Source organism: Nocardia sp. NPDC051052 (assembly GCF_044456045.1).
Taxonomy (GTDB): domain Bacteria; phylum Actinomycetota; class Actinomycetes; order Mycobacteriales; family Mycobacteriaceae; genus Nocardia.
Map to the genome: position 1 here is coordinate 538,827 of NZ_JBITFL010000001.1, position 12,725 is coordinate 551,551.

The window sequence follows — 12,725 nt, forward strand, 5'->3', positions numbered from 1 at the left end:
GCCTGGTCGCGGATCGCCGGAATGGGGCACAGGTCGCACGTCCGGTAGCAGATGGTTAGCCTTTGTGGATATCCGATATGGATGTCGGATGATTGGAAAGGGTTGAGCCGTGGCATATTTCGCTGACCGTGTGGTGGCGATCACGGGTGCCGGCGCTGGCATCGGCCGCGAGCTGGCCCTGGCGCTGGCTCGCGACGGTGCGGTGCTCGCGCTGTCGGACAAGTCGGCCGACGCCGTCGCCGAGACCGGGCGGTTGTGTGCTGCCGTCGGCCATGAGCCGACGACCACCACGCTCGACGTCACCGATCGGGCGGCGATGCTCGACCATGCCGCGGCCACCGTCGCGCACCACGGACGGGTCGAGGCGCTGTTCAACAATGCCGGGATCCTGCACGTCGGCGGGGTGGCGGAGTCGCCGTTCAGCGATTTCGAGCACGTGATGGACGTGGACTTCTGGGGCGTCGTCAACGGGACCAAGGCCTTTCTGCCGCATCTGCTGGCCGCCGAGCGGGCCCATGTGGTGAACATGTCCTCGGCGTTCGGCCTGGTCGGGATGGCGCAGCATGGGCCGTACAACGCGGCGAAGTTCGCGGTGCGCGGATTCACCGATTCGCTGCGCCAGGACATGCGAGCCGCGGGCGGCAGGGTTCGGGTCACCGCGGTGTATCCCGGCGGGGTGCTCACCTCCATCGCGCGGTCGGCGAGCGTCGCGCCCGGCATCGACGCCGCGGCGGTCGCACGGCGCTTCGAGGGGCAGGTCGCGCGCACCAGCCCGGCCGCGGCGGCCAGGACGATTCTGCGCGGGGCGGCGCGCGGCGAGGCCAAGGTTCTGGTCGGACTGGACGCCCTTCTTGTGGACCTGGTCACAAGGTTCGCGGGCTCGTACCACGAACGGGTGCTGGACATGGTATTTCGTTCCTGACCGCGCGGAACCGTGCGATCAGGAACGGGTGATGTTGAAATGTCAACTGGTCGAAGGCTTCTCACGTCGATAACCGATCGGGCGCGATCGATCGGACGCGGCTGATGGCGAAATGGATCCTGGTCGAATGTTTTTCGGGCACGCCGGGCACGGTGATCGCCCTCGGTGCCGCGCCGAAATCCTTCGTGCCGCTGAGCAATATCCTGCGTAACCCGCTGTCGCTCGCCGACGCGCAAGCCGCTCTCGCGCAGGTAAGCCGGACCTGTGCCCCGGTCGCGTACATCTCGGCGGACGGTCGCCGCACCGTGCGGGCCGAGCCGCTGCTCATCACGCCCGAGCGGGCGCATGCCGTTCGGCTGTGGGTGGGGCCGGTGGCGGAGCCGCTGCCTGAGCGAGAACCGGTGGGGGCGTGGTACTTCAACCTCACCACCAGCCGATCGGTGCGCAGCGTGGACCTGCTCGATCTGTACGGCGTCGCGCCCGAGGACCGGGAGGCCGAGTTGGCTCTCGCGGGCGCGTTCACCCGGTTGGTCACCAATCGGGACGAGAGCGAGGCGCTGGCGAAGATCGTGAATTCCGCGCCGGGCACCGAACATCAGGCGGTGTGGACGATCCGGCGTGACGACGATGCCTTGCGCGCAGGGCATTTCGCCTGCCGGATCAGCCGCGAGGTCGACGCGGACGGGCGCGCGGTGGTGCTGTTTCGCGGGGTGACCCAGGACATCGGTGCCGCGACCGCGGTGCCGGCCGCCCCGCCGCCGATGATTCTGGAATATCAACTGCTGGAGGCGTCCACCGCGCCGGGGGAGTATCGCGCGATCGTGAATCTGCGTTCGCTGCAATTGATTCGCTGGATCGGGCCGCCGATGCCCGGTATCGCGTGGGCCGGCCTGCCCGGTCAGCCGCCGCCGCAGATCCATCCGGACGATCTGGCGGCGGCGCAGGAGATGTCACGGGAGTTGGCGCGTCATCGCACCGATGGCATCGTGCGGCTGCGGTGCACCGACGGTGGCTGGCAGTCGGTGCGGGTGCGGGCCGCGCTGATGGCCTTGGATCAGCACACCACGGCCGGACTTGCCACGGTCACCGCTGCCGAGTGACACGCGGTGACCGTGGGCTGATGTGTCAGTGGCGCGGTAGGTTCAGCGCCACCATTTCCTGCTCGATCGCATTCGCGGCGAAATCTACCCCGCTGGAACGTAATTCATGGACTCGCCGTTGTAGTGCCTCGATGCCGCCCGGCTGGGCCGCGATGTCGGCAACGCTGATCCGCCCCGTGGACCGGTGCACACTCGACTGCACGTAGACCATCACCGATACCTCCTGCCTGCACGCGCACGACGTCGCCTCGCTGTGTCATGAGCGACTCACAACTTTGCCACGCTCGGCTCCGTCGTGTGCGACCGTGCGCTGCGATTCGGCTCGCCCGCTACGCTCGCTTACGGACCCATCGACCCGAAATGGGCTGACCACTGCGCTACAAGCCGCACGACTACCGTTTCGGCAGGAGACCCCGGGTCACCGGGCACGCTGGCAAAATGTTATCAGCGATTCTTGCTGGTCGCTTGATCAGTGTGTGCTGTCTCACACCTCTTTTGCGGCACGGTGATTGGCCGTGTTGTGTAGGTACACAGCCCCATTCAGTCGGATGCCATCCTGCTCGGCCTCGCTGAGTTCGCGCCGGACCTTACCGGGCACTCCGGCGACGAGCGACCCCGGCGGAATCTGCGCGCCCTCCGGAATCAGCGCGTTGGCCGCGATCAGGCTGCCCGCGCCGATCACCGCGCCGTTGAGCACGGTGGCGCCCATGCCGACCAGCACATCGTCGCCGACCGTGCAGCCGTGCAGGATCGCGTTGTGCCCCACCGAAACTCCGCTGCCGACGGTGAGCGGGAAGCCCGGATCGGCGTGCAGCACACAGCCATCCTGGATATTGGTCCGTTCGCCGACGCTGATCTGCTCGAGGTCCCCACGCAGCACGGCGCTGTACCAAACACTCACCTCGGCCGCGAGCCGCACCCGGCCGATCACCGTTGCGTTGGGCGCCACCCAGGCGGCCTCGTCGATCTCGGGGGCGAATTCGCCGATCTGAATCCTCATACCGCCGAACCTAGCCGTGCTCCCTGGAACAACGCGCGGTGGGCGGCGGGGCTGGTGCCGAGGATGCGGTGGAAGTGGTGGCGCAGGCTGACCGCCGTGCCGAAGCCGGTGTCGGTGGCGATCCGCTCCATGGTGTCGTCGGTGGTTTCCAGCAGCAGCCTGGCCCGGTCGGCGCGCTGGTGCAGCAGCCACTGCTGCGGGCTGGTTCCGGTGCGGTCGCGGAAGCGGCGGGTGAAGGTGCGGCGCGACATCAGGGCGATCCGGGCCCAGCCGTCCAGGTCGATCGATTGGCCGAGATGCGTTCGGGCCCAGACCATCGCGCGTTCGATGGGGTCGTCGTCGGTGGCGTCGGGAACCGCGATGGGGATGTACTGGGCTTGCGAGCCGCTGCGGTGCGGCGCGGTGACCAGGTCTCTGGCCAGTTCGGTCGCGGCGCGGCTGCCGAGGTCGTTGCGCACCAGGTGCAGGCAGCAGTCGAGGGCGGCGGCGACGCCCGCCGAGGTGATCACGTCGCCGAGGTCCGACCACAGGGTGTCGGCGCGGACCCGGACGGCGGGGCAGGCGCGGGCGAGCGCGGCGGCACCGGCCCAGTGGGTGGTCACCTCGCGGCCGTCGGCCAGTCCGCTGGCGGCGATCGCCCACGAGCCGAGGCACAGGCCGACGATCCGCGCGCCCGCCGTGTGCGCGTGATGCAGGGCGGCGCGCAGTTCCGCCGACAGCGGCATGTCGCGCTCCCAGCTGGGGATGATCACCGTGTCCGCCCGGACCAGGCGGTCGAGTCCATGGCGCACCTCGATGTCGAAACCCGCTGGGGTGCGCAGACTTCCGGGGCGCTCGGCGCAGACATCTACCTGGTAGGGCGCTGGTCCGCCGATGCCGACCCGGCCGAAGACGAGGCTCGGCACGGACAGATGGAACGGGCTCATGCCGTCATAGGCGAGAACAGCCACTGTATGCATGGCCCGATTTTAGCGATAGGCGGCTCTCGGGCCACTGTTGGATGCCCCGGCGAGTTGCCAAGCTCAACGGCATGACCGACACCATCGAACACTCCAACCAGCTCGAAGTACTGCATATCGGCGGACCCACGGTGCGTCTGCGGTACGCGGGCCAGACCTTCCTGACCGATCCCACCTTCGACGAGCCCGGTGATTACCCGGGTCCGGTCACCCTGCACAAGCTCATCGGTCCGGCGGTGCCCGCGGATCAGGTCGGCCCGGTGGACGTCGTGTTGCTTTCGCACGATGAACACGCCGACAACCTGGACAACGCCGGCCGCGAATTCCTGCGGACGGCGGGCACGGTGCTGTCCACACCCGGTGCCGCGGAACGGATCAAAGGTGTTCGCGGACTGGAGAATTGGGAGACCGTGACGATCGGCGGCGTCCGGATCAGCGGGGTGCCCGCGCTGCACGGTCCCGAGGGGTGCGAATCGCTGACCGGGATCGTCACCGGGTTCGTGCTGCAGGCCGACGGTCAGCCGACCGTGTACGTCTCGGGGGACAACGCCTCGGTCGATCGGGTCGCCAAGATCGTCGAGCGGATCGGGAAGATCGATGCCGCGGTGCTGTTCGTCGGCGCCGCGAATGTCGGTCACTTCGGCGACATCGACCTCACGTTGAACGCGCGCACCGCGGTGCAGGCGGCCGAGGTGCTCGGCGATGCGGTGATCGTGCCGGTGCACGGTGAAGGGTGGGTGCACTTCAGCGAGACGCTGGATCGGTTGAGTCTGCTGTTCGAGTACGCGGGGCGGGAGAAGCAGCTGCGGATTCCGCCGCTGGGTGCGGCGATCACGGTCTGACGGATGGCCCCGGCCTGAGTGGACACTTTCGCGCGAATTTTGCGTGAGATGCTGCGCTGAGCGTGAAAGTGTCCGCTCAGGCCGGTTATCTACTTCGAATCCGGGCGGCCCGATGTGCTGCGTCGAGCATCGACCGTGCGCGGATCCCGATCGCTCGGCGAGGCGATCAATAGGGCTGGTCGCTGTTGCTGGGGCGAGTCCGCGGAACCGGCTCCGAACAGCGCGGATTGTCTAGGCCGCCGTCGAAGTGCTGATCAACTTGCGCAGAAATAACCGGTGCGCGGCCGGTCTCGTGATCATCGTGTGATACCCGCGCGTCGTTCGTGGCGTGCGCCCGGTGCGGGGTTCACGATGGCGTTATGAAGATCGGAGTGCCACGCGAGGTCAAGCAGCAGGAGTTCCGGGTTGCCCTGACCCCGGCGGGAGCCGGGGAGCTGGCCGCGCACGGACACGAGGTGCTGATCCAGGCGGGGGCGGGCGTCGGATCCGGGTTCGCGGACGCCGACTATGCGGGTGTCGGGGCGCGACTGGTCACCGTGGATCAGGTGTGGTGGGAGGCCGACCTGGTGTTGAAGGTGAAGGAGCCGATCGCGGAGGAGTATCCGCGAATGCGGCGCGGGCAGGTGCTGTTCACCTATCTGCACCTGGCGGCGTCCCGCGAATGCACCGACGCCATCCTGAGTTCCGGGATCACCGCCATCGCGTACGAAACCGTGCGCGCCGCGGACGGTTCGCTGCCGTTGCTCGCGCCGATGAGTGAGGTCGCGGGCAAGCTCGGAAGTCAGGTCGGCGCTTACCATTTGATGGCACCGCTGGGCGGTGCGGGCATGCTGCTCGGTGGCGTGCCCGGGGTGCGTCCGGCCGATGTGGTGGTGCTCGGCGGCGGTGTCGCCGGATCCAACGCGGCCTCGGTCGCCGACGGCATGGGTGCGCGAGTCACCGTGCTGGACACCAACTTGCACCGCTTGCGCGAGTTGGACGCCCGCTTCGACGGGCGGATCGCCACCGTCGCGTCCAACGCCGCCGAGGTCCAGCACGCCGTGTCCGGCGCCGATTTGGTCATCGGCTCCGTCCTGGTGCCCGGCGCCCGCGCGCCGAAACTCGTCTCCGACGATCTTGTCGCCCAGATGCGCCCCGGTTCGGTCCTGGTCGACATCGCCATCGACCAGGGCGGCTGCTTCGCCGGTTCGCACCCCACCACCCACGCGAATCCGACCTTCCGCGTACACAATTCGCTGTTCTACTGCGTAGCCAACATGCCAGGAGCAGTTCCGCACACCGCCACCGTCGCCCTCACCAACGCCACCCTCCGGTACGTACGCGCCATCGCCGACCTCGGCTGGAACAAGGCCTGCGCCGCGAACCCCGACCTCGCCCACGGTCTGACCGCCGACGCGGGCAGATTGCTGTCGGTGGAAGTGGCTGCGGCCCACGGTTATACGACAGCGAAGCCCGTGGGCCTGGCAGGCTGAGGGCAGACCCCAAGAGACGGGCGTGTCAGCCAGCTGCACAACCTGGTAGAGCGCGTGTGCGGCTGGCACAAACGGTGTGCGCCTGGACTACTCGTCCTCAGTGGTGGTCGCGCCGAGGTACCAGTCGGGCTCGCCGGTGGTGGGGAGGTCGTGCAGCTTGTCGGGGTTGCGGACGACGTCGATGGCGACGATGCGGCCGTCATCGATGGTGAAGGCGAAGACGCCGATGTGGTTGCCGTCGAAGACAACCAGGCCGGGCGCGCCGTTGACCAGCACCGCACGGCCCCACCCGTGCGCCGCCGACGGCGCGTGGTACCAACCGAGCAGCATCTTCGCGATGAGCTCGGCGCCGTGCACCGGCTGCCGGATCGCGGGGACCTTGCCGCCACCGTCGGCGGTCAGGCTGACGTTGGCGTCGAGCACGCCGAGCAGCGCACTGAGATCGCCGGAGCGCCAGGCGACCGCGAAGGCGGAGACGACCTTCTCCTGCTCGTCCGGCGAGGCGGGGAAGCGCGGCGTACCGTCCTCGACCCGCTTGCGAGCGCGGGAGGCGAGCTGCCGGACGGCGGCCGGGGTGCGGCCGACCACCTCTGCCACCTCCGGGCCGGTCATGCCGAACACGTCCTGCAACACGAACGCGGTGCGCTCGGCGGGCGACAGGGATTCGAGCACCACGAGCAGTGCCGTGGTGACCCGCTCGTCCTGGCTGATCCGGTCAGCGGGATCGTCCCAGCTGGTGACCTCGGGTTCCGGCAACCACTCGCCGACATACTGTTCACGGCGAGCACGGGCCGACCCGAGCTGATCCAGCGCGAGGCGGCCGGTGACGGTGCTGAGCCAGGCGCGCAGATTCTCGATCTGCCCCGCGGTCCCGGCTTCGTGCTGGCGCTGCAGCCGCAGCCACGCCTCCTGCACCACATCGTCGGCGTCGGTCAGGCTGCCTAGCGTGCTGTAGGCGAGCCTGCGCAGATACGACCGGTGCTCCTCGAACCGCCGAGCCAGTTCGGCCTGGTCGATGGGTTCGGGAGTAGAAGGCTGTTCGGTAGTCACTGCTGTTCGCCGTTCGGTCGTTCCGCCCCGTCGGGGCGCGAGTCCTATAAGTGCGTCACCAAGTAGACGACGCAGCGAATCAGAGTGTGACACGCCGACCCGCCACGCCCACCACCAGCGAGGTCCGCGTCACTAGCCCGCACAGCCACGCATGATATCCAGTCGATGTCGTAGCGCGGGGGCTTCGTTGGGTCGGGGTACCGGATAGGCTCGGTGGGTGCAGAAGGGGACCTCGACCGCGGCTGGGTTGCTGCTCGGTTTCGCGCTGGATCGGGTGCTGGGGGATCCGCGGCGGTGGCATCCGGTGGCCGGGTTCGGTTCGGCGGCAAGCGCGCTCGAATCGGTGACGTATGCCGATCGGCGTAGTGCGGGGGTGCTGCACGAGGTGCTGTTGGTGGGTGGGGTGGTCGGATTGGGTGTCGGGGTTCGCGGGCTCGGACTGCCGGTGACCGCGTTGGCTACCTGGACGGTGCTCGGCGGGCACAGCCTGGCGAAGGCGGGCAGCGAGATGGCCGACCGGCTCGAGGCAGGCGATCTGGCGGGCGCACGCGCGCTACTTCCTTCGCTGTGCGGCCGCGACCCCGAGGTGCTCGACGCCGACGGATTGGCCCGCGCCGCACTGGAATCCATTGCCGAGAACACCTCCGACGCGACGGTGGCCCCGCTGGTCTGGGGCGCGCTCGCCGGAGTACCCGGCCTACTCGGCTACCGCGCGATCAACACCCTCGACGCCATGATCGGCTACCGCAACGACCGCTACCGCCACTTCGGTTGGGCCGCCGCCCGCACCGACGACCTGGCCAACCTGCTCCCCGCCCGGCTCACCGGCCTGCTCACCGTCGCCCTCGCCCCCCTCGTCGGCGGCCGCCGAACTGCCGCGCTCGACGCCTGGCGTCGCGACGCCGCGAAACACCCGAGCCCCAACGCCGGAGTAGTTGAGGCATCGATGGCAGGTGCCCTGGGCGTCCGCCTCGGCGGCCGCACCCAATACCGCCACGGCACCGAACTCCGCCCCACCCTCGGCGACGGCCCCGCCCCGACAGTCGCCGACCTGCATCGCGCCGTACACATGTCGAAGGTCGTGCAACTGGCATCGGCATTGGTGGCTGCACTGTGGGCCGTCATCAGGCGCTAGCAGCAGTTGATCGCGAAGTGCGTTGAGGCAGCACGTCTCGTTGCAGGGCTCTTGAAAACGCGGCTAGTAGGCACTGAGCCCGTCGCGGTGCCTAGCGTCCGTCGCGGACGCAGCGAGGAGGCTGAACGTCGTGGTGCCCAGGATCAGTCGTGGGTGCGGCTAGTAGGCACTGAACCGTCGCGGTACCCAGCGTCAGTCGCGGCCGCGGCCGTAGCGGTCTGCTAGGCGCGCTTCGGTGTTCGGTGCGGGGGCGGCCGGAGGTGGTGTGGCGGTGGTGGATTCGGATGTGGGGAGTTCCGCGGGCGGGCTCGTGGGCGCGGGTTCGGCTGGGGTGCTTGCTTTTTCCCTGCGGCGCTCGCGGAGCTCGGCGTAGAGGAAGTAGCCGAGGCCGAGCGGGGCCATGACGCCGAAGGCGAGCCATTGGAGCCCGTAGGACAGGTAGGGGCCCGCGTCGAGTTGGGGGAGGGGGGTGGGGGTGAAGACGCCGGGCTGGTTTTCGTCGAGTTGGAGGTAGCCGCCGCGCTCGCCGGTAGGGATCGGGGTCAGCGGTTGTTGCAGGAACGCCGCTTCCTGGGTGGTGTCGATCGAGTACACCTGCCGGTAACCGTCTTGGATGGACGGGTCCTTGCCCGGCGTGATGCCTTCGGACATCCGGACTCTGGCCTCGAGGCGCTGCGGTCCGGCGGGCGGGTCGGGGATCTGCGGCGGGCGGGAACCGTCTACCGCCGCGACCAGTCCGCGGTCGATGAGCAGCAGGCGGCCGTCGTCCAGCCGGAACGCGGTGAGCACGGAATAGCCTGGGGCACCGTCGAGATGGCGCAGCCGGACCAGCACCGTCGAGTCCGGCAGGTAGCTGCCGGCGGCGGTGACCTTGCGCCATTCGGTGTGTGAGTCGTCCGTGGCCGGACTGCCGAGGACGGTGGTGATGTCGATCGGCGCTGCGCCCACCGAGTCGGTGATGAGCTGGTTGCGGTGCGAGGTGCTGGTGTTCTTGCCGAGCTGCCACGGCGCGAGCACCGTGAAGCACAGGTAGGCGAACACGGCGACCACCGCGGCGAGGATCACCCAGCTCGGCCGCAGCAGGAAGGTCAGCCTGCGCATCAGGGGCGCCCGTCGAACGCGGACTGTTCGGCGGCCAGGCCGAGCGCGGCACGCACCCAGTCGAGCAGGCCGGGCATCGCCGCCTCGATCTGGTCGCGCACCAGCTCGAAGTCGGCGTCGTCGCCGTAGTAGGGGTCGGGCACGTCGGGCCCGTCGGCGGCCGGGTCGAACGAGCGCAGCAGCCTGCGCCGGTCCGACGGCACGCCGAGCCGAGCCAGCTCACGCTCGTGCGAGGTGTCCAGCGCGATCAGCAGATCGGCGTCGTGATGGTCGGGGCCGATCGCGGCCGCGACATGGCCGGTCGGATAGCCGTACCTGCGCAACGTCGCGGTGGTGCGCCGGTCCGCGTCGTCGCCGACGTGCCACGCACCGGTGCCCGCGCTGCTCACCCGCACCCGATCGGCCAGTCCCGCGCGGGACAGATGCGTCGCGAAAATCTTCTCCGCCATCGGCGAACGGCAAATGTTGCCGGTACAGACGAACGACACATGCAGCTCACCCACGACAGCCATTCTGGCCGGTCGGCCCGCGGGCTCGCCACGTAGGGTGTGATCTCGTGCCCGAGGACAGCGTCGATCACGCGAAACTGCGCCACCACGGCGACGTGGACGCGCGCCTCGGGATGCTCGATTTCGCGGTGAACGTGCAGGGCAGCGCGCCGCCGGCCTGGCTGCGGCAGCGGCTCGCGGCCCGGCTGGACACGCTCGGCAGGTACCCGAGCACCGAGGAAGATCACACCGCGCGGCGTGCGGTGGCGACGCGGCACGGCCGCGGTCCGGACGAGGTGCTGCTGCTGGCCGGCGCCGCCGAGGGGTTCGCGATGTTGCCGCGACTCGCGCCGCGCCTGGCCGCCGTGATCCACCCGTCGTTCACCGAGCCGGAGCTCGCATTGCGCGAGGCGGGTGTCGCGGTGACCAGGGTGCTGCTCGAGCCGCCGTACGCACTCGACCCGACGGCCGTTCCCGTCGACGCCGACCTGGTGGTGCTCGGCAACCCGACCAACCCCACCTCGGTGCTGCACCCGGCCGAAACCCTGCGCGCACTGCGCGCACCAGGCCGGATCGTCGTGGTGGACGAGGCTTTCGCCGACGCGGTGCCGGGAGAACCGGCGTCACTCGCCGGATGCACCGCCCCCGACCTGCTGGTCCTGCGCAGCCTCACCAAAACCTGGGCCCTCGCCGGACTCCGCTGCGGCTACTTCCTCGGCGCTCCCGAACTTCTGGCACGCCTTGATCACGGCCGGGCCCACTGGCCACTCGGCACGCTGCAACTGGAGGCGATCACCGCCACCGCCGAGCCTGCCGCGGTCGCGGCGGAACAACGGCGCGCACAGGTCATCGCCGTCGAACGCGACGCGATGATCCATCGGCTGACCGAGCTCGGCGTCCACGTGCACACCCCGGCCGAGGCCCCGTTCCTGTTGCTCCGCGTCCCCGACGGTGAACTGCTCCGGAAACACCTGGCGGGCAAGGGCATTGCCGTCCGTCGCGCCGACACCTTTCCCGGCCTCGGGCCGAATCACCTGCGCGTGGCGGTGCGCGGTGCGGCCGAGGTCGATCAGCTGATCACCGCGATTCGGACGGCGAACCTGTGGTAATCGAGGCTCGGCAACCCTTGCGACAGTCCATGATCGAATCTGAGGAGGGCGAACGATGACGACGCTGGCGGATCTCATCGAGGTGCTCGACGCGGCCTACCCGCCGAAGCTGGCCGAGTCGTGGGACTCGGTGGGGCTTGTTGCCGGTGACCCGGACGAGGTGGTCACCAGGGTGCTCTTCGCGGTCGACGCGACGGCGGGGGTCGTCGATGAGGCGATCGATTGGCGGGCACAGGCTTTGGTGGTGCATCACCCGCTGCTGCTGCGCGGTGTCGATACGGTCGCGGCCGATACTCCGAAAGGCGCACTGCTGCACCGGCTCATCCGTTCCGGGTGCGCGTTGTTCACCGCGCACACCAACGCGGACTCCGCCGACCCCGGCGTCTCCGACGCGCTGGCTGCCGCGCTCGGCCTCGCCGTCATCGGTCCGATCGATGCGAAACCAGAAGCCCCCGTGGATAACTGGGTGGTGCAGGTGCCTCCGTCGCATACCGAGGCGGTATTGGTCGCGCTGTTCATGGCGGGTGCGGGCGGCAGTGGTGACTATCGCGATTGCGCACTCCGGGTACCTGCGAAGAGCCAGTTTCGGCCGATGTCGGAAGCCAAGCCCGCGCTCGGCGTGGTCGGTGAACTCCAGCATGTCGACGAGGACCGCCTGGAGCTGGTCGCACCACCCGCGGCCCGCGCCGCCGTCCTGTCCGCGCTGCGCGCCGCTCACCCGTATGAGGATCCGGCCTACCACATCACCGAACGGGCGCTGTTGTCCTCGGCGGTAGGCATCGGCCGCGTCGGCACCCTGACGGAACCAGAGTCGTTGCGCGCCTTCACCGATCGAGTCGCCGCCGCCTTACCGCCGACCGCGTGGGGTGTCCGCGCGGCAGGCGATCCGGACCGCAGCATCTACACGGTCGCCGTCTGCGGCGGTGCCGGCGATTCCTACCTGAACGCGGTCACCCGCCGCGGCGTCGACGCCTATGTGACCTCGGACCTGCGCCACCATCCGGTCGACGAGCATCTCCGTAAGGGTGGCCCCGCCCTCATCGACGCCGCCCACTGGGCGACCGAATTCCCCTGGTGCGCACAGGCGGAACGGGTCGTCCGCGCGGGCCTGCCCGACCTGGAGACCCGCGTCTCGACCCAGCGGACCGATCCATGGACGGTCAGCGCAGCCCGCTGACCCGCGTCAGTAGCTCCCCGGCTGCTGCCCCTGCCACGACGGGTCCATCGGCTGCTGCGCGGCCCGCATGTTCTCGGCCTGCGCTTGACCGAGCAACTCGGTGACCTGCTGCTGCACCAGGTTCGACTCGGCGCCGCACCAGGTGCACTGCAGGGTGTGCTTGGTGCGCAACGGAATCAGCGGCACGAAGAACAGCGTGAACTTGGTGACCAGCTTGTGCAGCACGTGCGCCGCCGGATTACCGCACTGTCCGCACACCAGGGTGAGCACGGCGAGCCGCGTCACATACTGACGCCAACCCCAGATCAACATGGAAAACCCCCGAAGAATTGAACTTTGACCCGCAGACCATACCTCCACTACGGCGTGT

General features: G+C 69.2%; 14 protein-coding genes. 7 read left to right on the plus strand and 7 right to left on the minus strand.

Going from position 1 to position 12,725, the window contains the following annotated elements; genetic code table 11:
- Nucleotides 1-109: 109 nt before the first annotated feature.
- A complete protein-coding gene (locus tag ACIBCN_RS02300; RefSeq protein ID WP_396989647.1) occupies nucleotides 110-922 on the plus strand; it encodes an SDR family NAD(P)-dependent oxidoreductase in 813 nt (270 codons plus the stop codon).
- 104 nt (nucleotides 923-1,026) lie between these two features.
- Nucleotides 1,027-2,022, plus strand: coding sequence for a GAF domain-containing protein (locus ACIBCN_RS02305; protein ID WP_396989648.1), 996 nt, complete (start codon nucleotides 1,027-1,029; stop codon nucleotides 2,020-2,022).
- A gap of 25 nt (nucleotides 2,023-2,047) precedes the next feature.
- On the opposite strand, the gene ACIBCN_RS02310 is transcribed toward ACIBCN_RS02305, so the two are convergent.
- The 3 genes from ACIBCN_RS02310 to ACIBCN_RS02320 all read right to left on the minus strand — a co-directional run bounded on the left by ACIBCN_RS02310 (nucleotide 2,048) and on the right by ACIBCN_RS02320 (nucleotide 3,981).
- Nucleotides 2,048-2,233: a hypothetical protein gene (locus ACIBCN_RS02310; protein ID WP_396990159.1), complete on the minus strand. Its 186-nt coding sequence runs from the start codon at nucleotides 2,231-2,233 to the stop codon at nucleotides 2,048-2,050.
- Nucleotides 2,234-2,506: 273 nt separating this feature from the next.
- A complete protein-coding gene (locus ACIBCN_RS02315) occupies nucleotides 2,507-3,022 on the minus strand; it encodes a gamma carbonic anhydrase family protein (RefSeq protein ID WP_396989649.1) in 516 nt (171 codons plus the stop codon).
- Complete coding sequence (locus tag ACIBCN_RS02320; RefSeq protein ID WP_396989650.1) at nucleotides 3,019-3,981, minus strand: GlxA family transcriptional regulator; 963 nt, start codon at nucleotides 3,979-3,981, stop codon at nucleotides 3,019-3,021. The genes ACIBCN_RS02315 and ACIBCN_RS02320 overlap by 4 nt, the downstream gene beginning before the upstream one ends.
- 71 nt (nucleotides 3,982-4,052) lie before the next feature.
- Between ACIBCN_RS02320 and ACIBCN_RS02325 the strand changes: the two genes are divergently transcribed.
- Nucleotides 4,053-4,823: an MBL fold metallo-hydrolase gene (locus ACIBCN_RS02325; RefSeq protein ID WP_396989651.1), complete on the plus strand. Its 771-nt coding sequence runs from the start codon at nucleotides 4,053-4,055 to the stop codon at nucleotides 4,821-4,823.
- Between the two features lie 359 nt (nucleotides 4,824-5,182).
- Nucleotides 5,183-6,295 carry an alanine dehydrogenase gene (gene ald / locus ACIBCN_RS02330; RefSeq protein WP_396989652.1) on the plus strand — a complete coding sequence of 371 codons (1,113 nt, stop codon included), beginning with the start codon at nucleotides 5,183-5,185 and terminating at the stop codon, nucleotides 6,293-6,295.
- Between the two features lie 87 nt (nucleotides 6,296-6,382).
- Here ald and sigJ read toward each other — a convergent pair whose 3' ends face one another.
- Nucleotides 6,383-7,345 (minus strand): RNA polymerase sigma factor SigJ, encoded by a 963-nt coding sequence (gene sigJ, locus ACIBCN_RS02335; RefSeq protein WP_396989653.1) that lies wholly within the window; start codon nucleotides 7,343-7,345, stop codon nucleotides 6,383-6,385.
- A 217-nt stretch (nucleotides 7,346-7,562) separates the two neighbouring features.
- Between sigJ and ACIBCN_RS02340 the strand changes: the two genes are divergently transcribed.
- Nucleotides 7,563-8,480 carry a cobalamin biosynthesis protein gene (locus ACIBCN_RS02340; protein ID WP_396989654.1) on the plus strand — a complete coding sequence of 306 codons (918 nt, stop codon included), beginning with the start codon at nucleotides 7,563-7,565 and terminating at the stop codon, nucleotides 8,478-8,480.
- A gap of 192 nt (nucleotides 8,481-8,672) precedes the next feature.
- On the opposite strand, the gene ACIBCN_RS02345 is transcribed toward ACIBCN_RS02340, so the two are convergent.
- Both ACIBCN_RS02345 and ACIBCN_RS02350 read right to left on the minus strand, forming a co-directional pair.
- The gene (locus ACIBCN_RS02345) at nucleotides 8,673-9,581 is read right to left on the minus strand and encodes an SURF1 family protein (RefSeq protein ID WP_396989655.1); all 909 of its coding nucleotides are present in this window, start codon (nucleotides 9,579-9,581) and stop codon (nucleotides 8,673-8,675) included.
- Nucleotides 9,581-10,093 carry a low molecular weight protein-tyrosine-phosphatase gene (locus ACIBCN_RS02350; protein WP_396989656.1) on the minus strand — a complete coding sequence of 171 codons (513 nt, stop codon included), beginning with the start codon at nucleotides 10,091-10,093 and terminating at the stop codon, nucleotides 9,581-9,583. Before ACIBCN_RS02350 ends, ACIBCN_RS02345 begins: the two co-directional genes overlap by 1 nt.
- Before the next feature lie 44 nt (nucleotides 10,094-10,137).
- Between ACIBCN_RS02350 and cobC the strand changes: the two genes are divergently transcribed.
- Both cobC and ACIBCN_RS02360 read left to right on the plus strand, forming a co-directional pair.
- Nucleotides 10,138-11,178: an Rv2231c family pyridoxal phosphate-dependent protein CobC gene (gene cobC / locus ACIBCN_RS02355; RefSeq protein WP_396989657.1), complete on the plus strand. Its 1,041-nt coding sequence runs from the start codon at nucleotides 10,138-10,140 to the stop codon at nucleotides 11,176-11,178.
- A 55-nt stretch (nucleotides 11,179-11,233) separates the two neighbouring features.
- Nucleotides 11,234-12,355 (plus strand): Nif3-like dinuclear metal center hexameric protein, encoded by a 1,122-nt coding sequence (locus ACIBCN_RS02360; protein ID WP_396989658.1) that lies wholly within the window; start codon nucleotides 11,234-11,236, stop codon nucleotides 12,353-12,355.
- 6 nt (nucleotides 12,356-12,361) lie between these two features.
- Here ACIBCN_RS02360 and ACIBCN_RS02365 read toward each other — a convergent pair whose 3' ends face one another.
- Complete coding sequence (locus ACIBCN_RS02365) at nucleotides 12,362-12,667, minus strand: hypothetical protein (protein ID WP_396989659.1); 306 nt, start codon at nucleotides 12,665-12,667, stop codon at nucleotides 12,362-12,364.
- Nucleotides 12,668-12,725: the final 58 nt, after the last annotated feature.